Genomic DNA, 24,255 nt, shown 5'->3' with positions numbered 1-24,255 from the left:
CAGGTTACTTATTGAAATGTGTTGGTCACTCAACCCTTACTATTGCTACAGGGAAAATCACATGTCACAACGGTCACTTCAGGCACTGTGTCTGATGAGTTTTTTTCTGGCCGACGTCAGAGACGGTCTGGGGCCCTTTTTAGGCATTTTTTTGACAGAGCGCCACTGGAGCCCGGATGAAATAGGCCTGGTGATGACGTCGGGCGGCATCGCCGGACTTCTGTCAACCTTACCCGCTGGCGTGGTGGCGGATGCGACGCGGTATAAACGACTTGTCATACTGGTCGGATGCATCGTGATTACCGTTGCCACTTTATTGCTCTGGTACAGCGATCAGTCCTGGACAGCGATCATTTCACAAATCGTTGCTGGTATTGCTGCCGCCTTTATTGGCCCAACCGTAGCAGGGATAACGCTGGGTTTGACCGGACAAAAGGGATTTAACCACCAGATGGGCCGCAATGAGGCCTACAACCATGCAGGAAACACGCTGGCGGCTGTCCTGGCAGGATTTGCAGCCTGGAAATGGGGGCTGGGGGCGGTATTTATTTTAATGATGATCATGGCCGTCTTTGCAGCTATCGCGACGATGGCGATCCGGGGGCAGGATATCAATCATGAGGTGGCGCGCGGATTAGAAGATAATCAGTCGCACAAGCCTACTCTGAGCCTGTGGATACTGGCACGTAAACCGGCACTGTTGATTACCGGCCTGACTTTACTGCTGTTTCATCTGGCCAACGCCGCCCTGCTGCCCATGCTGAGTATGCGCGTTGCCTCCTCTACCGGACCACATGCGGTTGACCCCGGCTTATATGCTGCGGCGACCGTGGTGATTTCCCAACTGGTCATGATCCCGGTAGCGATTTATGTCTCACGACGCGTGGATAAAATTGGCTATCGCCATTTAATTATGACCGCCCTGTTAATGATGCCGCTTCGTGCGCTTATTGCGGCAGAATTTCCGGAAACGTTATTTGTGATCCCCGTGCAAATCCTCGATGGTATCGCGGCCGGCATCCTCGGCGTTGCCGTCCCGGGTTATATTGTGTCGCTGCTGCGTGGAAGCGGGCACGTTAATGCCGGTCAGAGCGTGGTGATGCTGATGCAAGGCGTTGGCGCATCAATGAGCCCGGCGATGACCGGACTGATCGTGGCGCGCTATTCCTACAGCATTGCCTTTAGCGCATTAGGTTGCATCGCCCTGGTGGCGTTACTGCTGTGGTGGAGCAGCGGACGAACACCGGCTGCAAAACCGGCGTAAATCAAATCGGTCTGCCAGCACCTTTGCTGGCAGACCGATGAACCCCTACCCTACCCAGGACGTTATCCGCGACTCACCGTGCTTCTGTGACAGCATTGATGTGCATAAAAAGGCATTTACATCGCCCAAAACATCTCAATATGTAAACAAAAGTAAAAAATAATGTATGGCTATCTCTTTTATAAGACAGTCTTTTTTGCTGATTACTTGCAAAAAATTACATTCATGTACTATGTTTTCTCGCTGCGGTTAAGAACGCTCTATCATTAATGTAACTGGCCTCTTATAGCTTTCACTTCCTTTTTTTCCGTTAACCTCGCTCACTGGCTGCGAAAGCTATAGGTCGTCTTCATTTAAGTAGTATGAGGAAAATATGGATACTAATCGTTCATCGTCACCCAGGCCTAAAAAACATTTCTGGAATAAAAAACCAAAAAAGCTCACGTTCGATGACATCACCGTTATTGATAACGGAATGTTGAAACGTGCTGTCGGTGCAGCCGCATTAGGCAATGCCATGGAGTGGTTTGACTTCGGTGTTTACAGCTATCTGGCTGTCATCATCGGCAAAGTTTTCTTCCCCGATGCCAATACGGCCATCCAGTTAATCGCTACGTTTGGTACCTTTGCCGCAGCCTTTTTGGTGCGACCGCTGGGCGGTATGGTATTCGGTCCCCTGGGCGACCGCATCGGGCGTCAGAAAGTGCTGGCGATAACCATGATAATGATGTCGATAGGCACGTTCTGTATCGGCATCATCCCGTCCTATGCCTCAATCGGTATCATGGCGCCAATTCTTCTGCTGGTTGCAAGACTTGTTCAGGGATTTTCTACAGGGGGAGAATATGGCGGTGCAGCAACCTTTATCGCTGAATATTCAACTGATAAACGCCGTGGTTTCATGGGCAGCTTCCTGGAGTTCGGGACCTTAGGCGGTTATCTGCTGGGTGCCTGCCTGGTGACGGTTATGACGACCGTTATCTCGCCTGAAGCCATGATGTCATGGGGCTGGCGCGTGCCCTTCTTTATCGCCGCACCACTGGGTTTGTTCGGCCTGTATGTCCGTCTGAAGCTCGAAGAAACACCGGCCTTCAAGCAACACATGCAAAAACAGGAGGAGCTGGAGCAAAGTAAACCCCGTCTGACGCTCCTCAAGATGTTAAGCAAGCACCGCGTGCCAATGATGAAGTGTATTGGGCTGGTCCTCTTGTTTAACGTTTCAAACTATATGCTGACCTCATACATGCCCAGCTACCTTACTGGCGTACTGGGTTTACCCGAACTCAGCGGACTGCTGCTGGTAATGGTGGTGATGTTTGTCATGATGCCGCTGACGCTCATGTGGGGCCGCTGGACCGATCGCATTGGTCGTCGTCCTGTGATTGGTTTTGGTGCGGTAGGACTGATCCTGCTCGCGATTCCTAGCTTTATGTTGATCGGTACACATAACATGTGGGCCGTTTTTGCCGGGCTGCTGATATTGGGCATATTACATACCTGCTTTAGTGGCACCATGCCTTCAACGCTCCCTGCGCTCTTTACCACTGATATTCGTTACAGTGCTCTGGCGATTGGCTTTAATCTTTCGGTCTCGCTGTTTGGTGGTACCACACCTTTACTGACCGCATGGCTGGTTGATACGACGCAGAACACCATGATGCCCGCTTATTACATGATGGTCGCCGGCGTTATTGGGTTGCTGACGATTCTGACAGTTCGGGAAACGGCCCGTAAACCATTAAGTGGCTCTTCTCCCGCCGTGGCAAGTGAAGCCGAAGCCCATAGCCTGATCAGTAAACTGGATAAAAAGCCTGATCCCAGTCAGACAGCGTCAGCTGACGCGAAATAAGCTGTCGATCTCGATAAAAACACCCTGTCCGCAGGGTGTTTTTTTATGTGCTACCGTCAGACTCAGTCATTGCCAAAGCGGGCCACCGTGCTGGCCGCACCAAGAGAATGGCCTTTAAGTTTGTTCAGTAGCTGATCCTGTGTTAACCCGGCCTCAAGCACCGACGGCGCCAGATCGGTAGCGATAAGCACGAAATTATAATGGTGAATACCTGAGCCCACAGGTGGACAAGGTCCGTAATAATGCGCAGTGCCTGGTGAGTTTTTCCCTCCGGTGTACCCCTTTCCTTGCGTCAGTTCACCTTGGGCAAAAGCGGTACGATCGGCGGCAATGTTATAGGCCACCATATGGGTTACACCCAATCCTTTAGCGCCGACAGGATCGGTCATCACTAAAGCAAAGCTTTTGGTGCCTGCCGGTATTTCAGACCAGTTAAGTTCGGGCGATACGTTATCACCGGTACAGGCGGCGTTACTTTTATTGGCACCTGCAAACTTTTTGTCTAACAGACCATTATCACTGAAGTCTTTTGATTGCAGCGTCAAAGCAAAAGCCGAAGGACATAAAAGGATTAACAACAGATAGGAAAGTTTATTCACCTGATACTCCTGTGTTATCGAGACCTGAGGGGCGACGATATGTTAGCCCCGCGTTGAAACAGTATATGTCTCAAAATCGGCCCCGTAATAGTAACAGGCACTCAGGGAACAGAGGGCTAGCGAACGTTAAAACCTGTCATTCGCCAGACAACCTCGGCACTGAGGATCGGCCTGCGAGCAGGGATAAAGCCGCGTTAAATGGCAACGTTTCAGGGTGAAATCGCCAGTGATGGCCAGCAGGCAGGCAACAACACCCCAGCTTAGCTGCCATTTTTTTATTTACACAAAAGGCCGGATACTTGATCTGAGTCACAAAATTCCGCATGATCTGTACCAGACAACGAAACAGACGGCGGGGCTAAAATGACACTTTATCAACATATGTTGGTCTTCTACGGCGTTGTTGCCTCGGTAGCGGCATTAATCACCTTCTTTATCGCCAAAGATAAACTCAGCATAAAATTACTGAGTGCTCTTTTGGTCGGCGCAACCTGGCCTATGAGCTTCCCCGTCGCGCTGATGTTTGCATTATTTTAGTCATCTCAATTTATAAGCTTTTCAATGCAGGGCCCATTTACCTCTTGCGCTTCGCCCTTATCACGCTGAGGTGCACTCCCCGACTCATTTTGCGTGAAGTTGCACAGCGCTAAATCTGCAGGCTTTACAGCCACACTAAATCGTCTTTTACTGACCTCCGGCACCTCAACGCAACGACTCACAGGTTCCAGCCCTTGTGGACGGATCGTTGCCGCGCGTCATGCCTGATTATTTCGGGTTTTCAGACCACGCCAGGTTTGATGACGCGATGCCAAAGGGACATACCGTAGGGTATCCGGTTAAGGACGATAAACCGTGAAAAAAAAGCACAGTACACCGACGCCTCACGATGCCACCTTTCGCCAGTTTCTGACGCAGCCAGAGATTGCACGAGATTTTATCGAACTGCATCTTCCTGCGGGATTACGTGCGATTTGCGACCTCAGTTCATTAAAGCTTGAATCGGGATCGTTCATTGAAGACGACCTGCGTCAGTATTTCAGCGATGTGCTATATCGCATGAAAACAACGACCGGCGGAGAGGGTTATATCCATGTGCTCATTGAGCATCAGTCCACCCCGGACAAACATATGGCCTTCAGATTGTTACGCTATGCGGTAGCGGCAATGCAGCGCCATCTGGCCGCCGGGCATAAAAAACTGCCGCTGGTCATTCCGATACTTTTTTATGCAGGGAAGCGCAGCCCCTATCCCTATTCCACCCGATGGCTGGATGGATTTGAATATCCAGAGCTGGCGGGAAAATTCTACAGCAGGGAATTTCCATTAGTGGATGTCACGGTAATACCGGATGACGAGATTATGCACCATCGCAGCATGGCCGCACTCACGTTGCTACAGAAGCATATACACCGGCGTGATATCGCCACACTGACCGATCGCCTGGTCACGCTCTTAATGGCGAATCATCTTTCTTCACCACAGGTAACCACACTGGTACACTATTTAGTTCAGGCAGGTGAGTCAGCGGACTCCGAAGCCTTTGTTCGCGAACTGGCACAACGCGTGCCGCAGCACGGAGATGCGCTAATGACCATTGCCCAACAGCTTGAGCAGAAAGGTATTGAGAAAGGCCTTGAGCAAGGCGTGCAGATTGGCAGGAACGAAGGGAAGCGTGAAGTCGCCCGTAGCCTGCTCAACATGGGCATGCCACATGACGCTATTAGGGAAGCAACGGGTCTGAGTGAAGACGCGCTGGCCCAGCTATGCCAGGGGTCAACAGGGCTGTAAGACGGTCTATCAGTCAGGGCTGATTGTCTTAACCTGGACAGCCAGACCTGCAGCCAGGCTGTCACCTAAATACATCTTCCGTTTCGCTTTTAAATACTCCTTCGCTGCAACCCTCAGGCTCGCTCGCGCCTTGTATTATCCTCTGGGTCGTTTTGTTGCTGCTTAGCCAGCGTCCGCGCAAGAAGGGTGGAATACAATGGCGTTCCTCCGAAGTATTGTGCGGACAAGGTAGCGCCAAGGCAGGTAATAATCATGGGCAGGATCAGTTGGTAATTATTGGTCATTTCCAGCACCAAAATAATGCCGGTCAGCGGAGCGCGTACCGAGGCCGCAAATAACGCCCCCATGCCCGCTACCGCAAAGGTTGCGGCTTCAAGGTGATATTCTGGGAACATCGCGACACAGAGTTGACCCACGCTGATGCCAAGTAACGTACCAAGCGTCAGCATGGGTGCAAAGATGCCGCCGGGCGCTCCGGACGCAAAACACAATAAGGTGGTTAAGGCTCGCAATAAAAACAGGCAAAGTAATGCCGTTGATGTGTAATGACCCGCTGAAAAATCAGGGATAAGCGTAATACCGCCAGTGACGGCCTGAGGCAGGATTAACCCCAGCAAACCGCACAATCCCCCCAACACCGCGCCACCCAGCACCCAACGTGACGTCTGGCCCTTATGTAGCTTTTGAAACAGATCCTGAAGCGTAAATATCAGGCGATTAAAGGCAACACCGCAGCCACCAAACAAAATCCCCAACAGTAAATATAACCAGAGGGTTTGTATCGGCGCATCTTTCAGCTGTCCGATATCAATAATGGGCTCGTTACCGTTCAGTGTGCGAAAAACGATACTTGATGTAATCACGCCAACAAACACGGCTTTGATGGATATCAGGCTAAAACGAAACTGCAGGCGCATTTCTTCGATGATGAACAGAATGCCAGCCAGTGGCGCATTGAAGGCGGCGGCCAGCCCAGAGGCGGCACCGGTCGCCAGAATAGTATGGCGCGATTCAGACGAGCGCATGCGAAAAATATCCAGACACATGCGACCGATATTCCCACCGATTTGCACCGTCGGCCCTTCACGTCCCAGCACCATTCCCGACCCTAACGCGCCCAAACCACCCACAAATTTAACCGGTAGAACCCGCCACCAGCGTACCGGTCGCAGTTCTTCCAGCGCCCCTTCAATTTCGGGAATGCCTGAACCTCCCGCTTCAGGGGCAAAGCGTCTGACGAGGAAATACCCTATCGCCGCCAGGACGGCAGAGAAAATAAAGGCGTACAATCCCAGTAATATGTCCTGATTCTCGAATTGGCTAAGCCAGTTGAGACGGGAATGAATGACCCAGCTCACCGCTTTATCAAATGCCACTGCCGTTAATCCCGTCAGTACCCCCACCAGCGCGGCCAGCAGCAGCAATGCGATCGGCGTTTTGTCACGTCGTATAAGGTATTGCAACAACCGCAACCGACGGGGACGGAAGATTCCGGGTCGATTTGAAACAAAAGCGCGCATGCCTGACCTCAAAATTAGCGTGCTAAACAGCACCCACAAAGCAAATTAAATCCAGAGGTTATCGCATCTCCGCCATAATTCCTCGCTTTTATTTATTTCCGAATTTTAGTAAATCAGCAAACCCACTACGGCAAAATGAATGATGAGCCGCAATGGCAACCTGTGCATAGATTTCACATGTCGTCTGGCAATTTTACCGGCAACCCATTGATTTGCGGCTTCAGGACGCTCATCATCCTGCGCCATCATCCATTCTTCTGGAGAGACGTGTGTGACCACTCTTAGTAATACATTGCTGGAAGCCGTTCTTGATCAGGTTCGTCCATTGGTTCATCAAGGTAAGGTCGCCGACTATATTCCGGCACTGGCTGACGTCGCAGCGGATAACCTGGGTATAGCAGTGTGTTTGCGTGATGGCACTGTTTTTCAGGCAGGCGATGCTGAAACACGTTTTTCGATCCAGTCAATTTCCAAAGTGCTCTCTTTGAGCGTTGCTCTGACACGCTATGACGATGCCGAGATATGGCAGCGCGTGGGTAAGGAACCGTCCGGCCAACCTTTTAATTCACTGGTTCAACTTGAACTGGAGCAGGGAAAGCCGCGCAACCCCTTTATTAACGCTGGGGCACTGGTGATCTGCGATTTGCTGGAGACACGGCTGACTGCGCCTCGTCAGCGCATGCTTGAGATCATCCGTCAACTCAGTCAGCAACCCTATATTCAGTATGATCGCCATGTCGCCCGCTCAGAATATGAACACTCTGCCCGCAATGCGGCGATCGCCTGGCTGATGAAGTCGTTTGGGAATTTTAATAACGACGTCACCAGCGTGATGCAGACCTACTTCCACTATTGCTCGCTGTCTATGAACTGTATTGAACTGGCTCGCAGTTTTATTTATTTGGCTAACCAGGGAAAAACGCTGGAGGGTTCAGCCTTGATCACCTCCCGTCAGGCCCGACAAATCAATGCACTGATGATCACCAGTGGTATGTATGACGGAGCAGGCGAATTTGCCTGGCGGGTGGGAATGCCGGCTAAATCAGGCGTAGGAGGTGGCATCATTGCCGTGATCCCCGGTGAAATGAGTATCGCTGTCTGGTCACCGGGTTTAGACAATGCAGGTAATTCATTAGCCGGCACTGCCGCGCTGGAGTGCCTGACCGATAAACTAGGACGCTCGATTTTCTGACTTAGCTTACTACATTGACAGGACGGTTCTGTTCGAAGCCAGCCAGATTGACCATGATGCCCTGTAGCAGGTTATGCATACCGCTATGACTCGCCCAGGCAACATGCGGCGTCAGGATCAGATTCGGGATATCGGGCTGGAGTAAGGGATGATCCGCTGCAGGCGGTTCACTGGTGAGCACATCCAGTGCAGCACCGGCAAGCGTACCATTTCGTAGCGCCTCCGCCAGATGGGCTTCATGAATTAAACCGCCTCGCGCAGTATTGATCAGTAGCGCCTGGGGTTTCATTTTGCTCAGCGTGTCACGATCGATCAGTTGCCGGGTTTGCTCACTCAAAGGGCAGTGCAATGAAATGATATCGCTGGAGGCCAGCATCTCGTCAAAGCTTACATAGCCGTCACGTACCTTGCTGCTGCCCTTGCGTTCAGCATAAACAACTCGCATTCCCAGCGCCTGTGCCAGCCTGCCTACAGCGGTGCCAATATCGCCCTTACCCACGATACCCAACGTCGCGCCAGCGATATCTTGTATCGGCGTCTGGTGCAGGCAAAAATGAGAGGATTCAGGCCATAAATGACGTGTGCTGTTAGCGTATTCCACTATCTGGCGTCGCAGGGCAAAAATGAACGCGATCACGCCCTCGGAAACGCTCTGCGTTGAATAGCCCGGAATGTTGCTGACCACAATACCGTGTTCTTTGCAGGCCGCGATATCAATACAGTCATAGCCGGTTGCCGTCACACAGATGTAGCGTAGCTCAGGCAGCGCTGCCAGCGTTGCTGCGCGCAAGGGTACCTTATTAGTAATGGCAATGGTCGCGCCCTTGAGCGCCATAACAATCTCGTCCTCTGCCGTGTCATGACGAAATTGCCAGTCACTACACCAGGTGGGTTGCGGTGGGGGTACGGGCAACGTGCCGCCATCCAGCGTTACAATTTTCATTAAGTCCCTCTCAAATAACAACAACACAGATTAATAATGTTATTTAAATGTACGACATGAGTAACAAGAAAGTTAACCTCAAAGCTAATTAAGGTGAAGGTGTTCAAAAGGTGCTAATTTTTTTGTCTTAAGTGCCATTTTTTTTAACCCTTTTATCTACGCCGCGTTACACTGCCGCCCTTAAATTGTAAATAACTGTCCTCGTTTTGATGATGAAATCCACCCGCTATAAACGACAACGCCTGAGCGCCTGTATTGCGATACTGGCCGTACTGCTGTTGTTTATTGCACCGGTGGTATCTAAAAATCTTGCTGAACACCATGATGCCATGATCATGTCGGGCATGAGTGCGGATATGCCGATGATGGATCATCACAGCGACAGGGCGATGGCCGATCACAGCATGATGATGGATGATGGCGTCGCCTGCGGTTATTGTGATCTGTTGGTGCATGTCCCGTTAATGTTGTGGGTGTTTATTCCCTTCATCTGGCTAATGTGCCTTATCAGCCGCGCCCCTCCGCCGCACCACATTTTACACCTTGCGTTGCCACGCCTGAAGGGGAGTTATCGGCCTCGCGCGCCCCCGTTGTCCCGATTGTTTATCTCCTTTATGTGATCTTTTTTTCACGCCAGCGTGCGGGAAGAAAACCCCGGTATTCTGAAAATATGGAATAGCTATGACCTTTTCACGGGAAAACAATCCACCTCCTCGCGGGGCGGTACTGACTGTACTTCGTCGTCTACATTTTTATATTGGCCTGTTTATTGCGCCATTTATTTTTATTGCCGCATTAACCGGCACCTTGTATGTCATAACGCCGCAATTAGAGAACTTTATTTATAAAGACGCATTAACCACTGACGCGCAGGGCCATGCCAAACCCCTTTCTGCGCAAATTAATGCGGCACGACATTATGCGGGTAATTTACGGATCTATGCCGTTCGTCCTGCCCCTGGCGCACAGGATACAACACGTGTGCAATTCTCAGATCCGCAGTTAGGCCCTTCAGAATCGCGTTCGATTTTTATCGATCCTTATACGCTTGGTGTGAAAGGCGATATGACGGTTTATGGCACCAGCGGCGTGTTGCCACTGCGCATGTGGCTCGATCAGGTTCATCGCGGTTTGCTGCTGGGTGATATCGGCCGTAATTACAGTGAACTGGCGGCGTCGTGGTTATGGGTAGCGGCATTGGGCGGCATCGTATTGTGGCTGGGCACACGTCCCCGTCGTAAGGTCAAAAAGACAGGTGCTGGTTTTGCTTTAACGCGTTCCTGGCACGTCACACTTGGCTTAGTGCTGTCGCTGGGTCTGGTGTTTTTCTCCGTAACGGGATTAACCTGGTCACAATGGGCTGGCAATAATATCGATAAAATGCGTAGCGACTTTGGCTGGTTGACGCCTCAGGTCAGAACCGCGTTAAATGGTGATGCGCCAGCGGTGCCTGCCGATCCTCACGCCGACCACCATGCCACGATGGACGGTATGACGATGAGCGGCGCTATGCCAGCCATGTCAGATCACCAGGCCCGCACTCCCGCCATCCTTAATCAGCCCGATGCTGACTGGGACAGGGTTGAGGCCGCCGCACGCAGCGCAGGCCTGGAGGCGGCAAAAATTGAATTACGTCAACCGAAAAGTGGGGGTCAGGCATGGACGGTGAGTGAGATTGACCGCCGCTGGCCGAGCCATGTCGATTCGGTTTCTGTTAATCCTGATAACTTTAGCATTGTCGACCACGTAGAGTTTGCCCATTTCCCTCTGGTCGCAAAACTGACGCGCTGGGGCGTGGATGCGCACATGGGCGTGCTGTTTGGGCTACCCAATCAACTCATCCTGGTGCTGTTTGGCGCGGGCTTGTGTGCGATGATCGTACTGGGCTATCGCATGTGGTGGATTCGCCGTCCGGCATTACCGCAGGTTAATCCCGTGCAAACCCTGTTGTCCGCATGGCTGGTCTTACCGCGCTATCTTCAGGGCGCAAGCCTGATGCTTGCCCTGGTATTAGGTTATGCGTTGCCGCTGATGGGATTGAGTTTACTGGCCTTCGCCCTGCTCGACATCCAGCGCTGGCGAAAAGCGCATCGCGCCACACGCCAGGATGCTGTCACGCCGCTGGACAAACAGTCCCCGCTGGCGATTGTGCAATCCCGTTTTGCCGTTAAGCGTAAAGAGATGCGTTATTTTCTGCGCAGTGTCGTCATTCTGGCGATAATAGTGGGAACGGTCATGGCGCGAGCCATGGTGAGTGGCGTCATTGAACAATACAACATCCCTTTCAGCGACTGGACGCTAATGATGTATATCACTCAGGCCATGATGATTTTGCTTTATACCACGGTATTCACCGGCTTGATGTCTATTCCACTCTGGTATTTCTTCCTGGGTGAAAGCGACGAGCAGGGCAAATAAATACGACGCCCGCCTGGTGCGGGCGTTTTATTGATCATAACGATATACCGGGTGTTTTCAGGCCACGTATTTAATCATGGTGGACAACATGGGCACGTTGCAGCGCATGTTTAAACTGACTGACATCCTCTCTCAACCAATGGCGTTGCGTCAGAGGCAGGTGCTCCAGCGCCTCGGGAAGAGGCACACCATTTAATTCGCCTTGATTGCAAAGCGCCCTGACCAGGCTTGCCTGAGAAATGCCCAGGTAGACCGCCATTTCAGATAATGTCATAAGATCTGAGTGCATGCTTACCTCCTGCCCCTGGATTGTTGATGCATTTTTGTTCAATCCCATCCCACCGTTATTGATCTAAAACAGGAATGGGCATAAAACAGTCAAAGGGTTGATAAAATTGCTAAGCTGGTAAGATGGCTCCCAATAACCAGAGATAACACAGTGCAACATTATGGATTGATGGCGCTTTTGCTCGTTTCCTGTTGGGCAAACGCCCATAACATCGTTGTCGGGCAGCCTCTACCGTCGGTTTTTATTGCGGATAAAGGTGAGATGCGGCTCGATAGCGGAAAGATTGACTATCAAAAATGGAACAGTCTGACTCTGACGGGGAAAACACGTTTAATTATTCACGTTGCGGGTCGATTATCGGCAAAAGAACAGTCGGCAGCTCTCATTGACGCTCTTCAGCACGCCAACCTGCCTAAAAAACAATTCCAGACCACGACCATCGTCAATACTGATGATGCTTTACCTGGCAGCAGTCTGTTTGTGGTCAATAGTATCCGCGCCAGTAAAAAAGCATCGCCATGGGAACAGTTTATTATCGACAGTAGCGGTGTGGCACAGCACCGTTGGCAGCTTAAGCCCGAAGGTGCGGCAGTCATTGTGCTGGACCAGAAGGGACAGGTGAAATTTGCTAAAGACACGGCGCTCAGTGCTAATGACGTTTCTCAGGTAATTGCGACATTACGTGCACTGGCAGGCTGAACCCCGGGCGCTCAGGAAAACCTGTCACGCCACAGGCAAATACGACGGAGGTTTATGAATTCTCCACCTTTTCCACAGGCTCAACTAGTATTAATTATGTGGATTTAGCGAGAAAAAACCTGAAACCCTGAATGTAAAAATAACGGGTAAGCCTGCCAACCATGTTATGGCAGATTAAGCGTTTCTTTAAAGGGCAGCGCACTTTTAGCGTTGTCATAAATGTATCCGTTGATAAGGACAGCCCGAATGACGGTCTGCGCAAAAAAACACGTTCATCCCACTCGCAGTGCTGCTGAGCAATTACTGGCTGATATTGATCGGCGGCTTGAGCAGTTATTGCCTGTCGAGGGAGAACGGGATTTTGTAGGTGCCGCGATGCGTGAGGGCGCGCTGGCACCGGGTAAACGTATTCGCCCGATGCTGTTGTTGCTCACAGCACGCGATCTGGGCTGCGCTGTCAGCCACGAGGGATTGCTGGATCTCGCCTGCGCCGTGGAAATGGTGCACGCGGCATCGTTGATTCTTGATGATATGCCCTGTATGGACGATGCGCAGATGCGTCGGGGCCGCCCTACCGTTCACTGTCAGTACGGCGAGCATGTGGCAATACTCGCGGCGGTCGCCTTACTGAGCAAAGCCTTTGGGGTCATTGCTGATGCAGATGGCCTGACGCCGCTGGCAAAAAACCGCGCAGTGTCAGAATTATCAAACGCCATTGGTATGCAAGGTCTGGTACAGGGTCAGTTTAAGGATCTGTCAGAAGGCGATAAGCCGCGCAGCGCTGAAGCCATTTTGATGACGAACCACTTTAAAACCAGCACCCTGTTTTGCGCGTCTATGCAGATGGCCTCAATTGTGGCGAATGCCTCCAGCGAAGCACGCGATTACCTACACCGTTTTTCGCTTGATCTCGGCCAAGCGTTTCAACTGCTGGACGACTTAACGGATGGCATGGCTGACACGGGTAAGGACATCAATCAGGATGAAGGCAAATCGACCCTGGTCAATTTATTAGGCTCCAGAGCAGTTGAAGAGCGTCTGCGGCAGCATCTGCATCTCGCCAGTGAGCACCTCTCAGCCGCGTGTCAAAACGGTCATTCTACTCAACAATTTATCCAGGCCTGGTTTGACAAAAAACTCGCTGCCGTCAGTTAAGGATGCTGCATGAGCCACTTCGCGGCGATCGCTCCGCCTTTTTACAGCCATGTCCGTGCACTGGAAAACCTCGCTCGGGAGTTAGTGGCTCGCGGTCATCGGGTGACCTTTATTCAGCAACAGGACACTAAACCACTCATCCAGCATCCCCACATCGGATTTCATGCTGTAGGAGAAGAAAGCCATCCGTCTGGCTCGTTATCGCGCCTGCTGCACTTAGCGGCCCATCCTCTGGGGCCGTCAATGCTTCGGCTCATCAATGAAATGGCGCGCACCAGCGATATGCTGTGCCAGGCGCTCCCCAGAGCCTTTAACGATTTGGCGATAGATGGCGTCATCGTTGATCAGATGGAGCCGGCAGGCGCTCTGGTCGCTGAAGCGCTGGGGCTGCCGTTTGTCTCGGTTGCCTGTGCACTCCCGCTTAATCGCGAACCGGATTTGCCCCTGGCGGTGATGCCTTTTGACTATGGCACCAGCGATGCCGCACGTGAGCGCTATGCAGCCAGCGAAAAAATTTATGACTGGCTGATGCGTCGGCATGACCGCGTCATTGCTCATCACAGTCACAGGATGGGCTTAGCACCCCGGGATAAACTCCATCAGTGTTTTTCGCCATTGGCACAAATCAGTCAGCTTATTCCAGAACTGGATTTTCCCCGTAAAGCGCTACCGGCTTGTTTTCATGCTGTTGGCCCCCTGCGAGAAACGCAGACGACATCAACCTCTTCGCCGCTTTATTTTTCGCCGTCTGAAAAGCCCCGGATTTTCGCCTCGCTGGGCACGCTGCAGGGTCATCGCTACGGTCTGTTTAAAACCATTGTGAAAGCCTGTGAAGAGATTGATGGTCAGCTTCTGTTGGCGCACTGTGGCCGCCTGACTGCCTTTCAGGCCGAAGAGCTGGCGCGAAGCCGTCACACGCAGGTTGTGGATTTTGCCGATCAGTCGGCCGCGCTGTCGCAGGCGCAGCTTGCCATTACCCATGGCGGGATGAATACGGTGCTGGATGCCATTAATTATCGCACGCCCCTTTTAGCCCTTCCGTTGGCATTTGATCAGCCCGGCGTGGCCTCACGTATTGTTTATCATGGGATAGGAAAACGTGCGTCCCGTTTTACCACCAGCCATGCGCTGGCGCGCCAGATGCGTGCATTGCTGACCAACGTCGACTACTCGCAACGCATGACGAAAATCCAGACCGCCCTTCGTTTAGCCGGCGGCACAATGGCCGCTGCAGATATCGTTGAGCAGGCCATGCGCACCGGCCAGCCCGTTTTGAAGGGGAGCGGCTATGCGACCGCATTATGATCTGATTTTAGTGGGCGCCGGGCTGGCTAATGGCCTCATTGCCCTGCGCCTTCAGCAGCAGCAACCTGACATGCGTATTCTGCTTATCGAAGCGGCCCCCCAGGCGGGCGGTAATCATACCTGGTCCTTTCACGACGCTGATTTAACCGAGGGCCAACATCGCTGGATAGCACCGCTGGTGGTGTATCACTGGCCCGACTATCAGGTCCGCTTTCCCACGCGGCGTCGTAAGCTGAACAGCGGCTATTTTTCTGTGACTTCGCAGCGTTTTGCCGAGGTTTTACAACAGAAGTTTGGTCAGCACTTATGGATTAGCCGCGCGGTGGCAGAGGTTCACGCCGACGCTGTTCGACTGAATAATGGTCAGGTCATCAGCGCCAGCGCGGTGATTGATGGGCGAGGTTATACGCCCAATTCAGCGCTGAACGTGGGATTCCAGGCGTTTATCGGACAGGAATGGCGACTCAGTAAACCGCACGGTTTATCTTCACCCATTATTATGGATGCCACGGTCGATCAGCAAAATGGTTATCGCTTTGTTTACAGCCTGCCGCTATCTGCGACAGAACTGTTAATCGAAGATACCCACTATATTGATAACGCGACACTGGAACCTGAACGCGCACGACAAAATATTCGCGATTATGCTGCCCAGCAGAATTGGCAGCTTCAGACTCTGCTTCGTGAGGAACAGGGCGCATTGCCAATAACCTTAACGGGCGATAGCACCGCGTTTTGGCAGCAACAGCCTTTAGCCTGCAGTGGACTGCGTGCCGGACTGTTTCACCCCACAACCGGTTATTCACTCCCCCTTGCGGTTGCGCTGGCCGATCGCCTGAGTGCGCTTGATGTTTTTACATCGCCCTCAATTCATCAGGCGATTACCCACTTTGCCCACGAGCGCTGGCAGCAGCAACGCTTTTTCCGCATGTTGAATCGCATGCTGTTTTTAGCGGGACCCGCCGATTCACGTTGGCGTGTTATGCAGCGCTTCTATGGTTTACCTGAAGATTTAATCTCCCGTTTTTATGCGGGCAAACTCACGCTGACCGATCGGCTACGTATTCTGAGCGGCAAGCCGCCTGTTCCGGTATTAGCGGCATTGCAGGCAATTATGACGACTCATCGTTAAAGAGCGACAACATGAAACCAACTACGGTAATTGGTGCAGGCTTTGGTGGCCTGGCATTAGCAATTCGTCTGCAGGCGGCGGGGATCCCTGTCTTACTGCTTGAGCAACGCGACAAACCCGGTGGCCGGGCTTATGTCTATGAAGATCAGGGATTTACTTTTGATGCAGGGCCTACCGTTATTACCGATCCCAGCGCCATTGAAGAACTCTTTGCCCTGGCGGGAAAACAGTTAAAAGATTACGTTGAACTGCTGCCGGTTGCGCCGTTTTATCGCCTGTGTTGGGAGTCAGGAAAGGTTTTCAATTACGATAACGATCAGGCACAGCTTGAGGCGCAGATTCAGCAGTTTAATCCACGCGATGTTGAAGGCTATCGTCAGTTTCTGGACTATTCACGTGCGGTGTTTAAAGAAGGCTATCTGAAGCTTGGCACCGTGCCTTTCTTGTCGTTCAGGGATATGCTTCGCGCCGCGCCCCAACTGGCGAAACTGCAGGCATGGCGAAGCGTTTACAGTAAAGTTGCCAGCTACATTGAGGATGAACATCTTCGTCAGGCGTTTTCTTTTCACTCGCTGTTAGTGGGCGGCAATCCCTTCGCCACCTCCTCCATTTATACGCTAATACATGCACTCGAACGCGAATGGGGCGTCTGGTTTCCACGCGGTGGCACCGGGGCATTAGTGAAAGGGATGATAAGGCTGTTTCAGGATCTGGGTGGCGAAGTGGTACTGAATGCGAAGGTCAGCCACATGGAAACCACGGGGGATACCATTGAAGCCGTGCATTTAGAGGACGGACGCAGATTCCCGACCCGGGCTGTCGCTTCCAATGCGGATGTGGTTCACACCTATCGCGACCTGTTAAGTCAGCATCCTGCCGCCGTGAAGCAGTCGAAAAAACTGCAAACTAAGCGCATGAGCAACTCATTGTTTGTTCTATATTTTGGTCTGAATCACCATCACGATCAGCTTGCCCACCATACGGTTTGTTTCGGCCCTCGCTACCGTGAGCTGATTCATGAAATTTTCAATCATGACGGACTCGCAGACGATTTCTCACTTTACCTGCACGCACCTTGTGTCACGGATTCGTCACTGGCACCGGAAGGTTGCGGCAGTTACTATGTGTTAGCTCCCGTGCCACATTTAGGCACAGCGAACCTCGACTGGACGGTTGAAGGGCCGCGACTGCGCGATCGTATTTTTGAGTACCTTGAGCAACATTACATGCCTGGCTTGCGTAGCCAGTTGGTTACGCAGCGAATGTTTACGCCGTTCGATTTTCGCGACCAGCTCAATGCCTATCAAGGCTCAGCCTTTTCTGTTGAGCCCGTTCTCACACAGAGCGCCTGGTTCCGACCGCACAACCGCGATAAAACCATTAATAATCTTTACCTGGTAGGTGCAGGCACCCATCCCGGCGCGGGCATTCCCGGCGTGATCGGCTCGGCTAAGGCAACTGCAGGTTTAATGCTGGAGGACCTGATTTGAATAATCCGTCGTTACTCAATCATGCGGTCGAAACGATGGCTGTTGGCTCGAAAAGTTTTGCGACTGCCTCAAAGTTATTTGACGCAAAAACCCGGCGCAGCGTACTTATGCTCTACTCCTGGTGCCGCCATTGTGACGACGTGATTGACGATCAAACCCTGGGTTTTCAAACCGATCAGCCGTCATTACAAACGCCTGAGCAACGCCTGATGCAGTTGGAGATGAAAACGCGCCAGGCCTATGCCGGATCGCAGATGCACGAACCGGCATTTGCTGCGTTTCAGGAAGTGGCGATGGCCCACGATATTGCGCCCGCTTACGCGTTTGATCATCTGGAAGGCTTTGCCATGGATGTGCGTGAGGCGGAGTACATTCAGTTGGACGATACATTACGGTATTGCTATCACGTTGCAGGCGTGGTCGGCTTGATGATGGCGCAGATTATGGGCGTACGCGATAACGCCACACTGGATCGCGCCTGCGATCTTGGGCTGGCATTTCAGTTGACCAACATCGCCCGCGATATTGTGGAAGATGCGCATGTGGGTCGTTGTTATCTGCCGGCGAGTTGGCTGGAAAATGAAGGACTAAATAAAGAAAATTATGCGGCACCGGAAAACCGCCAGGCGCTGAGCCGCATCGCCCGACGTCTGGTGCAGGAAGCCGAACCTTACTATTTGTCCGCTACGGCGGGACTGGCCGGGCTGCCCTTGCGCTCAGCCTGGGCCATCGCCACAGCGAAGCAGGTTTATCGTAAAATTGGGGTGAAGGTTGAACAGGCAGGAACAGAAGCCTGGGACCATCGGCAGTCAACCACGACACCCGAAAAATTATCGCTTCTGTTGATGGCATCCGGTCAGGCCATTACTTCCCGGATGCGGCCTCATCCGCCTCGCCCTGCCCATCTCTGGCAGCGCCCGATTTAGCCGAATGTCGTTCTCTTAGCGTCGCCTGAAGTTTTGATAGCGGCGGCGCATAGAGAAAACCAAAAGAAACACAGCCTTCTTTGCCTCTTACGGCATGATGCATACGGTGGGCCATATACAACCGCTTCAGGTAGCCTTTGCGCGGAATATACCGGAACGGCCAACGCTGATGCACCAGCCCGTCGTGAACCATGAAATAGAGCAATCCATAGGCCGTCATGCCCGCACCAATCCACTGAAGCGGCCACATTCCCGTACTGCCCAGATAAATAAGCAGGATCGATAATCCAGCAAACACAACGGCATAAAGATCGTTAACTTCAAACGCGCCTTTGCGTGGTTCATGATGGGAAAGATGCCATCCCCAACCCCAGCCATGCATGATGTATTTATGTGCCAGTGCAGCAACCACTTCCATGCCAATCACAGTAATCAACACGATCAGGGCATTCCAAATCCACAACATAATTTCTCCAGTAGAGACGTCCGGCATCAGGCGTGAGGATTTAATTTTAACAGAGATTAGCCGCGCTATTGGTGGGAAAGAAAAAAGGCGCGCCAGAAAGGCGCGCCGGAGATTAGAAATCGGCTTTCAGAACCACACGGTAGTTGGCTTTACCTGCGCGAACGTGTTCCAGTGCCTCGTTGATTTTGGACATGGGGAAATATTCCACCGTCGGCGCGATATCCGCGCGGCCAGCCAGTTTCAACAGAGAACGCAACTGAGCAGGTGAACCGGTTGAAGAACCGGTAACGGCACGGTCGCCTAAAATCAGGCTAAAGGCAGGCACATCAAACGGCTTCAATACTGCACCAACGGTATGGAACTTGCCGCGTGGTGCCAGCGCCGCAAAGTAGGGTTGCCAGTCGAGGTCAACCGCAACAGTGCTGATAATCAGGTCAAACTGTCCCGCCAGCCCTTTTAACGCTTCTGGGTCACGGCTGTTCACCACATGGTCGGCGCCCATATCCAGAATGGCTTGCTTTTTATTGGCCGAAGAGCTGAACGCGGTGACTTCTGCGCCCATCGCATGCAGAATTTTGATGGCGATATGACCCAGACCACCAATACCGATCACGCCGACGCGGCTCATCGCGGTGATGTTATGCATCAGTAAAGGTTTAAATACGGTGATCCCACCGCACAGCAGCGGACCGGCTGTTGCCGCATCCAGCTTTTCAGGTAGTGGAATGACCCACTGCCAGTTAGCGCGCAGCTTATCAGCGAAACCGCCGTTGTTACCGATGGTCGTTGTGGTGCCATTGGCACAGTTAACATGATCGCCGCTGATGCACGGATCGCAATGCTGACAGCTTTTCGCTGTCCAGCCGATGCCCACGCGCTGTCCCAGCTTCAGGCCTTTACTTTTGGCACTGTCGCCAAGCGCAGCCACGCGCCCAATCACTTCGTGACCGGCAACCACGGGATAGGCTGAAATCCCCCATTCATTGTCGATCATCGACAGATCTGAATGGCATACACCGCAATATTCAACTTCGACTTCGACATCTTCTGCGTCTAACGGGCCTGGATCATAGTCGTAACGCTCCAGTGCTTGTCCCGCCTGCATGGCTGCGTAACTCTTAATTGTCATTCTGTACCTCATTTAACGCGTTGATTTGGCAGTCAGCGTGTTCGCCACCGTCACGAACTGGCCACCGCCAAGGTGATGTAAAGTATGTAGGGCTGAGTTACTGTCATCAAAATGCCAGCGCCCATCGTAAAAGACCCGACTGTCAGCAGCAGCAGTGACCACTTCGCCAAACAGGGTGTCATATGCCTGCTGTGCTTCTGTTTCCGGCAGTAAACGGCATTCCATCCAGGCTACACAGCTCTCTTCCAACAGAGGCACACCGAAGTGCTGACTCTCACTGGCCTGAATGGAGAACGCCGCAAATTTGTCCTGGTCGCGTCCTGTCGTGCTGCCGACGGCATACGTGAGGTCGACAAAACTTGCGGCGGGCACACAAATACCAAATGCGCCGCTGCCTTCAATCAGCTCACGTGACCAGGTCGATTTATCCACAATGATGGCCACCCGCGGCGGCGAAAACTCTACCGGCACTGACCAGGCCGCAGCCATGATGTTGCGACGCTCAGACTGACTGTCCCGACTGGTAATTAATATCGTCGGCCCATGATTCAGCAGGCGGCTTGCATGTTCGAGCGCGACCGGACGAAAATGCGACATTCAATAATCCTTACGTCCCGGGCCAGGAAAACGCGACGCCCGGTTCCGGGTTGATAAACGGGTTACTCTAGCGGTTTTCATCTCGAATCAGTTTGCCGCTTTGTGCCTTCGCGTTGCAAAATAGTGTGTAATATCATGATTTAACAATCCTGAAACCTTAAACGTTGTGCACGTAAAGCGAAACCGTTGAAGGAATAATTTTAGTCTGATTTGCCGTAACGTAAGAGAAATGAGACTAATCCTTATCAGGGTGGATAAACGGCTCCTGAGGTGAATACCCGGCAGAAAACGCGTAAAGTTGCCACAGTCAGTGAACCCGGAACTTAACTATCTAATGGGAGTTGGGATGAACAACGAAAAGCTAAGAGCAGAACCTCTCACCTGGGGACAGGGACCTCACCTGTTCGAAATTTTTATTGAGCCCACCTGCCCCTTCTCCGTACGCGCGTTCAATAAACTGGATGCGCTTTTAGAGCAGGTCGGTGAAGATAAAATGACGCTTAAAATTCATCTTCAGTCTCAGCCCTGGCACATGTATTCGGGCGTGATCGTTCGCTATATCCTGGCAGCTTCGGTGGAAAGCAAAGCGGCGGCTAAAGCGGTACTTCAGGCCGTTGCCGACCATCGGGAAGCATTTGAGTTTACAGACCATTGCCGGGGTCCAAATATGGACGTCACGCCCCACCAGCTTCTTGCCAGGCTAAAAGAATACAGCGGCATTGATGCTTACGCCGCCTTTGATCGTCATGATTTGCAAGACCTGGTGAAATGGCACTGTAAATATGCCCGTCAAAACGGTATCCATGTTTCACCGACCTTTATGATTAATGGCCTGGTACAACCGGATATAAGCAGTGGCGATTCGGTTGAAGAGTGGGCACAACGTATTCTGGACTGACGTAATGCTCCAGCCATTCTGGCCCCGCGGTAAAAGGACTGAGTATGACGATGACGCTTGAACAGATTAAAGCCAAATATCCTGACGCACTTTGCTGGTCATTTGGCGATTCTCCCGAAATGGCCAATGCGCTGGCGACGCTGGTGCTGACCGGCAAAAAAATCGCCACCTGCAGCTCTCTGCAAGGCTGGTATGAAGATGATGTGAAGCCTCAACCTGGCAGCTACAGCGTCATTTTAAACGGCGCGGATAAACCGGTTTGCGTCATCAGAACAACAGGGTTGTTTGTGACGCGCTTTGACCGCGTAACGCCAGAAATGGCGATGATGGAAGGCGAAGGTGACCTGAGCCTTGAGTACTGGCAGCGCGAACATCAACGCTATTTTCAGCGTAACGGCGGTTTCAGTACCGAAATGGAACTGATATTCGAAACCTTCCAACTGGCAGAAGTGATTTAAAAAAGCCGTTAATTCGCGCCAGCATCCAGCGCGGATTAACGGCTCAGGCCGTTCAGATGACGCGCCCAAAAGCAGCAATGCTAAAGCACGTGATCAAGTAGCGTGGTGCCATAGGAATTATCTACGGTGCAGCGCCATTGATTATCACTTTCCAGCCGAAACACATAAGTGGCACGCCGGGTGTTTTCTATCGGCTGTCCCTGCCCATCGGGATAGCGGAGCACCGTCTCCATGATAACCAGCGCGGTTCCTGCCCCTTCAATGACCTCCATCCTGCCCTGCTCCACCACCAGCTGATGCTGAAAATAGTTGGCAATGGCCTCAAAGGCACGGCGAATAGCTACGCTGCCCGTCACGGTCATTCCCGGCTTAATGACCAGGCTGGCATCGTCTGCATAGTGTTTCATCAAGGCATCATAATCACCGGCTGATATCGCCCTGTCGCATAACCTGACAACCTGTAAAACGGGATGGTCATTCATCGGAACCTCCTTACGCATAGCTGGTCAGCAATAAACCGGATGTGATAAGTATATCCCTACCGATGTTAAAAAGGAGTTAAGTATGTTTAGCCATATGGTTGTTGGGACCGATGATATTGCGCAAGCTAAAACGTTCTACGATGCTATTTTCGCGGTTATCCGTTGTGACGATCAGGGCATCGATGCCCTAGGTCGCCCTTATTACATTAAAAATAATCAGCGTTTTATCATCACCAAACCCATCAATGGTCAGCCCGCCACCTTTGCCAACGGCGGAACCATCGGCTTCACCATGCCCTCATCCGAGGAGGTGTTTCGCTGGCATCAACAAGGGATTGAAAACGGTGGCACATCGGCAGAAACACCGCCGCAGGTCAGAGAAACAGATGGAAAATGCATCGCCTATCTCAGGGACCCAACCGGCAATAAGCTGTGTGCTTTTTATAATCCGACATAATTTTTGTTAACGCATTTCGTGCTCGCTGTAAAAAGACGTTGTGTGCGGGTGAAAGATGGACATTAATCTGGCGGGGTTTCTGCCCGCGCTGCTCCCCATTGCGCTTTCACCCGGCGCAAGTTTCACGCTGGCAATGAACAGTGCACTTACGGCTGGTCGCAAAGGGCTGTTTAAAACCCTGCTCGGCACCGCACTGGGGATTTATACCCATGCTTTACTGATCGGTCTCGGCCTGTCGACGGCACTGGTTGCTTCACCCGCGCTGTTTGGCCTGTTAAAAATGGCTGGCGTGCTCTATTTACTGTGGCTGGGCGGGCTTTTATTTATCACTGGCGTCAGGACGAAGACCTTTGCGCTGAACGCGACAGAAAGCGCGGTTACGATCAAAGGTGCATGGCTGGCCAATGTCGCCAATCCCAAAGCTATCCTGTTTTACCTGACGGTGGTTTCACAATTCGTTGGTAACAGAGCGGGTATTGATGCCTTTCTGACGCTGGCCACAGTGCACATTGCGGTCATGGTTATCTGGCTGGCCCTCTTTAGTCAGGCGCTGGTGTTCTCGGCGCAAAAACTGAACCCGGTATCGCTGAAACGCTATGTGAATATGGGTGGCGGATTACTGCTTATGGTTATTGCAGTGCGCAGTCTTACAGGCTGATGTTTTAGCGAAACGGTTATCGACAATTTCACTCAGATCGGGAAGACAGGGGGGCAAACTGATGGCACCTGTTCAGCACTGGCACAAAGACGATTATCGCATTACGACGGATAAATCGCAGATGGATATTGAGGCCATTCACCGTTACCTCACCCGCTCAAGTTGGGCAGCCGGTATCGATTACGCCACCGTGGCACTGTCGGTAGAAAACAGTTTAAATTTTGGGCTGTTTCATCATCAACAGCAGATTGGTTTTGCGCGGTTTATCACCGACTCCGCGACCTTCGCGTACCTGTGTGATGTCTATGTCCTTGAAGAATACCAGGGTAGCGGGCTCGGCGGATGGCTGATTGAATGCTGTCAGTCCCATCCTGTCATTAACACATTGCGCCGACTCTTGCTGTTTACTTCAACCGCCCCCTGGTTGTACCAGAAATTCGGTTATCAGCCAGTGAACAGACCCGATTATGCCTGGACAATAACCCGACCCGACATTTATCAAACCAACCGCAAAGACCAGAATTAATCATCCCGCTTTTTC

The 24,255-nt window shown here is 52.0% G+C and carries 27 protein-coding genes; 18 read left to right on the top strand and 9 right to left on the bottom strand.

The genetic code is table 11. The features are described from left to right. The first annotated feature begins 61 nt into the window (after window positions 1–61). The gene (locus NR177_RS10530) at window positions 62–1,264 is read left to right on the top strand and encodes an MFS transporter (protein ID WP_145394316.1); all 1,203 of its coding nucleotides are present in this window, start codon (window positions 62–64) and stop codon (window positions 1,262–1,264) included. A gap of 373 nt (window positions 1,265–1,637) precedes the next feature. Beyond that, a complete protein-coding gene (proP, locus tag NR177_RS10525; protein WP_109717738.1) occupies window positions 1,638–3,113 on the top strand; it encodes a glycine betaine/L-proline transporter ProP in 1,476 nt (491 codons plus the stop codon). Window positions 3,114–3,175: 62 nt separating this feature from the next. Here proP and NR177_RS10520 read toward each other — a convergent pair whose 3' ends face one another. Further along, window positions 3,176–3,712, bottom strand: a complete 537-nt coding sequence (locus tag NR177_RS10520; RefSeq protein WP_096011704.1) for a YbhB/YbcL family Raf kinase inhibitor-like protein — start codon at window positions 3,710–3,712, stop codon at window positions 3,176–3,178. A 363-nt stretch (window positions 3,713–4,075) separates the two neighbouring features. Between NR177_RS10520 and NR177_RS10515 the strand changes: the two genes are divergently transcribed. Then, on the top strand, window positions 4,076–4,249 hold the full coding sequence (locus NR177_RS10515) for a GhoT/OrtT family toxin (RefSeq protein WP_074180956.1): 174 nt from the start codon (window positions 4,076–4,078) through the stop codon (window positions 4,247–4,249). A 315-nt stretch (window positions 4,250–4,564) separates the two neighbouring features. Beyond that, window positions 4,565–5,500, top strand: coding sequence for an Rpn family recombination-promoting nuclease/putative transposase (locus NR177_RS10510; RefSeq protein ID WP_256852862.1), 936 nt, complete (start codon window positions 4,565–4,567; stop codon window positions 5,498–5,500). A 113-nt stretch (window positions 5,501–5,613) separates the two neighbouring features. On the opposite strand, the gene clcA is transcribed toward NR177_RS10510, so the two are convergent. Both clcA and NR177_RS10500 read right to left on the bottom strand, forming a co-directional pair. Then, on the bottom strand, window positions 5,614–7,032 hold the full coding sequence (gene clcA, locus NR177_RS10505) for a H(+)/Cl(-) exchange transporter ClcA (protein ID WP_372340340.1): 1,419 nt from the start codon (window positions 7,030–7,032) through the stop codon (window positions 5,614–5,616). Between the two features lie 93 nt (window positions 7,033–7,125). Further along, window positions 7,126–7,269 carry a hypothetical protein gene (locus NR177_RS10500; RefSeq protein ID WP_256852860.1) on the bottom strand — a complete coding sequence of 48 codons (144 nt, stop codon included), beginning with the start codon at window positions 7,267–7,269 and terminating at the stop codon, window positions 7,126–7,128. A gap of 22 nt (window positions 7,270–7,291) precedes the next feature. Here NR177_RS10500 and glsB point away from each other — a divergent pair, with 22 nt between their 5' ends. Next, window positions 7,292–8,212: a glutaminase B gene (glsB, locus tag NR177_RS10495; protein ID WP_256852859.1), complete on the top strand. Its 921-nt coding sequence runs from the start codon at window positions 7,292–7,294 to the stop codon at window positions 8,210–8,212. 1 nt (window position 8,213) lies between these two features. On the opposite strand, the gene NR177_RS10490 is transcribed toward glsB, so the two are convergent. Continuing rightward, window positions 8,214–9,155, bottom strand: a complete 942-nt coding sequence (locus NR177_RS10490) for a D-2-hydroxyacid dehydrogenase (protein ID WP_256852858.1) — start codon at window positions 9,153–9,155, stop codon at window positions 8,214–8,216. A 209-nt stretch (window positions 9,156–9,364) separates the two neighbouring features. Here NR177_RS10490 and NR177_RS10485 point away from each other — a divergent pair, with 209 nt between their 5' ends. Together NR177_RS10485 and NR177_RS10480 are read left to right on the top strand one after the other, a co-directional pair. Then, on the top strand, window positions 9,365–9,775 hold the full coding sequence (locus tag NR177_RS10485) for a DUF2946 domain-containing protein (RefSeq protein ID WP_256852857.1): 411 nt from the start codon (window positions 9,365–9,367) through the stop codon (window positions 9,773–9,775). A 61-nt stretch (window positions 9,776–9,836) separates the two neighbouring features. Beyond that, entirely contained in the window at window positions 9,837–11,573 is a 1,737-nt protein-coding gene (locus tag NR177_RS10480) for a DUF2534 family protein (RefSeq protein WP_256852856.1), read from the top strand. Between the two features lie 70 nt (window positions 11,574–11,643). Here NR177_RS10480 and NR177_RS10475 read toward each other — a convergent pair whose 3' ends face one another. Next, window positions 11,644–11,862: a DNA-binding protein gene (locus tag NR177_RS10475; protein WP_063877030.1), complete on the bottom strand. Its 219-nt coding sequence runs from the start codon at window positions 11,860–11,862 to the stop codon at window positions 11,644–11,646. 168 nt (window positions 11,863–12,030) lie between these two features. Here NR177_RS10475 and NR177_RS10470 point away from each other — a divergent pair, with 168 nt between their 5' ends. The 6 genes from NR177_RS10470 (at window position 12,031) to crtB (ending at window position 18,569) form a co-directional block, all read left to right on the top strand. Next, the gene (locus tag NR177_RS10470) at window positions 12,031–12,561 is read left to right on the top strand and encodes a YtfJ family protein (protein WP_181377149.1); all 531 of its coding nucleotides are present in this window, start codon (window positions 12,031–12,033) and stop codon (window positions 12,559–12,561) included. Window positions 12,562–12,807: 246 nt separating this feature from the next. Beyond that, window positions 12,808–13,716 carry a polyprenyl synthetase family protein gene (locus NR177_RS10465; protein ID WP_109717731.1) on the top strand — a complete coding sequence of 303 codons (909 nt, stop codon included), beginning with the start codon at window positions 12,808–12,810 and terminating at the stop codon, window positions 13,714–13,716. Between the two features lie 9 nt (window positions 13,717–13,725). Next, a complete protein-coding gene (locus NR177_RS10460) occupies window positions 13,726–15,021 on the top strand; it encodes a glycosyltransferase (RefSeq protein ID WP_256852855.1) in 1,296 nt (431 codons plus the stop codon). After that, entirely contained in the window at window positions 15,005–16,153 is a 1,149-nt protein-coding gene (gene crtY / locus NR177_RS10455; protein WP_256852854.1) for a lycopene beta-cyclase CrtY, read from the top strand. Before NR177_RS10460 ends, crtY begins: the two co-directional genes overlap by 17 nt. 11 nt (window positions 16,154–16,164) lie before the next feature. Continuing rightward, window positions 16,165–17,643, top strand: a complete 1,479-nt coding sequence (locus NR177_RS10450; RefSeq protein WP_256852853.1) for a phytoene desaturase — start codon at window positions 16,165–16,167, stop codon at window positions 17,641–17,643. Then, window positions 17,640–18,569, top strand: coding sequence for a 15-cis-phytoene synthase CrtB (crtB, locus tag NR177_RS10445; protein ID WP_063877024.1), 930 nt, complete (start codon window positions 17,640–17,642; stop codon window positions 18,567–18,569). The genes NR177_RS10450 and crtB overlap by 4 nt, the downstream gene beginning before the upstream one ends. Here crtB and NR177_RS10440 read toward each other — a convergent pair. The 3 genes from NR177_RS10440 to NR177_RS10430 form a co-directional block, all read right to left on the bottom strand. Continuing rightward, window positions 18,508–19,035: a sterol desaturase family protein gene (locus NR177_RS10440; protein ID WP_063877023.1), complete on the bottom strand. Its 528-nt coding sequence runs from the start codon at window positions 19,033–19,035 to the stop codon at window positions 18,508–18,510. The two genes, crtB and NR177_RS10440, sit on opposite strands and share 62 nt — an antisense overlap. Window positions 19,036–19,147: 112 nt before the next feature. Then, the gene (locus NR177_RS10435) at window positions 19,148–20,164 is read right to left on the bottom strand and encodes an NAD(P)-dependent alcohol dehydrogenase (RefSeq protein WP_063877022.1); all 1,017 of its coding nucleotides are present in this window, start codon (window positions 20,162–20,164) and stop codon (window positions 19,148–19,150) included. Between the two features lie 12 nt (window positions 20,165–20,176). Continuing rightward, entirely contained in the window at window positions 20,177–20,761 is a 585-nt protein-coding gene (locus NR177_RS10430) for a flavin reductase family protein (RefSeq protein ID WP_109717727.1), read from the bottom strand. Between the two features lie 346 nt (window positions 20,762–21,107). On the opposite strand from NR177_RS10430, the gene NR177_RS10425 reads away from it, so the two are divergent. Continuing rightward, complete coding sequence (locus tag NR177_RS10425) at window positions 21,108–21,659, top strand: thioredoxin domain-containing protein (RefSeq protein ID WP_256852852.1); 552 nt, start codon at window positions 21,108–21,110, stop codon at window positions 21,657–21,659. Between the two features lie 44 nt (window positions 21,660–21,703). Continuing rightward, window positions 21,704–22,117 (top strand): ASCH domain-containing protein, encoded by a 414-nt coding sequence (locus tag NR177_RS10420; RefSeq protein WP_172896868.1) that lies wholly within the window; start codon window positions 21,704–21,706, stop codon window positions 22,115–22,117. A gap of 80 nt (window positions 22,118–22,197) precedes the next feature. Here the strand turns inward: NR177_RS10420 and NR177_RS10415 are convergent, their stop codons facing one another. Further along, complete coding sequence (locus tag NR177_RS10415; RefSeq protein WP_241568055.1) at window positions 22,198–22,599, bottom strand: nuclear transport factor 2 family protein; 402 nt, start codon at window positions 22,597–22,599, stop codon at window positions 22,198–22,200. Window positions 22,600–22,681: 82 nt separating this feature from the next. Here NR177_RS10415 and NR177_RS10410 point away from each other — a divergent pair, with 82 nt between their 5' ends. The 3 genes from NR177_RS10410 to NR177_RS10400 all read left to right on the top strand — a co-directional run bounded on the left by NR177_RS10410 (window position 22,682) and on the right by NR177_RS10400 (window position 24,240). After that, entirely contained in the window at window positions 22,682–23,056 is a 375-nt protein-coding gene (locus tag NR177_RS10410; RefSeq protein ID WP_256852851.1) for a VOC family protein, read from the top strand. Window positions 23,057–23,111: 55 nt separating this feature from the next. Next, the gene (locus NR177_RS10405; RefSeq protein WP_096011689.1) at window positions 23,112–23,714 is read left to right on the top strand and encodes a LysE family translocator; all 603 of its coding nucleotides are present in this window, start codon (window positions 23,112–23,114) and stop codon (window positions 23,712–23,714) included. 61 nt (window positions 23,715–23,775) lie between these two features. Beyond that, complete coding sequence (locus NR177_RS10400) at window positions 23,776–24,240, top strand: GNAT family N-acetyltransferase (RefSeq protein WP_256852850.1); 465 nt, start codon at window positions 23,776–23,778, stop codon at window positions 24,238–24,240. Window positions 24,241–24,255: the final 15 nt, after the last annotated feature.

It is taken from the genome of Pantoea sp. Fr+CA_20 (assembly GCF_024520835.1).
Classification (GTDB): Bacteria; Pseudomonadota; Gammaproteobacteria; order Enterobacterales; family Enterobacteriaceae; genus Pantoea; species Pantoea allii.
The sequence above is the reverse complement of the archived record's forward strand: the minus strand, read 5'-3'. Positions and strand labels throughout refer to the sequence as shown.

Coding starts and splice junctions, on each gene's coding strand:
- NR177_RS10530 (WP_145394316.1), top strand. CDS start 62: ATGTCACAACGGTCACTTCAGGCACTGTGTCTGATGAGTTTTTTTCTG.
- proP (WP_109717738.1), top strand. CDS start 1,638: ATGGATACTAATCGTTCATCGTCACCCAGGCCTAAAAAACATTTCTGG.
- NR177_RS10515 (WP_074180956.1), top strand. CDS start 4,076: ATGACACTTTATCAACATATGTTGGTCTTCTACGGCGTTGTTGCCTCG.
- NR177_RS10500 (WP_256852860.1), bottom strand. CDS start 7,269: ATGATGGCGCAGGATGATGAGCGTCCTGAAGCCGCAAATCAATGGGTT.
- NR177_RS10490 (WP_256852858.1), bottom strand. CDS start 9,155: ATGAAAATTGTAACGCTGGATGGCGGCACGTTGCCCGTACCCCCACCG.
- NR177_RS10485 (WP_256852857.1), top strand. CDS start 9,365: ATGATGAAATCCACCCGCTATAAACGACAACGCCTGAGCGCCTGTATT.
- NR177_RS10480 (WP_256852856.1), top strand. CDS start 9,837: ATGACCTTTTCACGGGAAAACAATCCACCTCCTCGCGGGGCGGTACTG.
- NR177_RS10475 (WP_063877030.1), bottom strand. CDS start 11,862: ATGCACTCAGATCTTATGACATTATCTGAAATGGCGGTCTACCTGGGC.
- NR177_RS10470 (WP_181377149.1), top strand. CDS start 12,031: ATGGCGCTTTTGCTCGTTTCCTGTTGGGCAAACGCCCATAACATCGTT.
- NR177_RS10465 (WP_109717731.1), top strand. CDS start 12,808: ATGACGGTCTGCGCAAAAAAACACGTTCATCCCACTCGCAGTGCTGCT.
- NR177_RS10460 (WP_256852855.1), top strand. CDS start 13,726: ATGAGCCACTTCGCGGCGATCGCTCCGCCTTTTTACAGCCATGTCCGT.
- crtY (WP_256852854.1), top strand. CDS start 15,005: ATGCGACCGCATTATGATCTGATTTTAGTGGGCGCCGGGCTGGCTAAT.
- NR177_RS10450 (WP_256852853.1), top strand. CDS start 16,165: ATGAAACCAACTACGGTAATTGGTGCAGGCTTTGGTGGCCTGGCATTA.
- NR177_RS10440 (WP_063877023.1), bottom strand. CDS start 19,035: ATGTTGTGGATTTGGAATGCCCTGATCGTGTTGATTACTGTGATTGGC.
- NR177_RS10435 (WP_063877022.1), bottom strand. CDS start 20,164: ATGACAATTAAGAGTTACGCAGCCATGCAGGCGGGACAAGCACTGGAG.
- NR177_RS10430 (WP_109717727.1), bottom strand. CDS start 20,761: ATGTCGCATTTTCGTCCGGTCGCGCTCGAACATGCAAGCCGCCTGCTG.
- NR177_RS10425 (WP_256852852.1), top strand. CDS start 21,108: ATGAACAACGAAAAGCTAAGAGCAGAACCTCTCACCTGGGGACAGGGA.
- NR177_RS10420 (WP_172896868.1), top strand. CDS start 21,704: ATGACGATGACGCTTGAACAGATTAAAGCCAAATATCCTGACGCACTT.
- NR177_RS10415 (WP_241568055.1), bottom strand. CDS start 22,599: ATGAATGACCATCCCGTTTTACAGGTTGTCAGGTTATGCGACAGGGCG.
- NR177_RS10410 (WP_256852851.1), top strand. CDS start 22,682: ATGTTTAGCCATATGGTTGTTGGGACCGATGATATTGCGCAAGCTAAA.
- NR177_RS10405 (WP_096011689.1), top strand. CDS start 23,112: ATGGACATTAATCTGGCGGGGTTTCTGCCCGCGCTGCTCCCCATTGCG.
- NR177_RS10400 (WP_256852850.1), top strand. CDS start 23,776: ATGGCACCTGTTCAGCACTGGCACAAAGACGATTATCGCATTACGACG.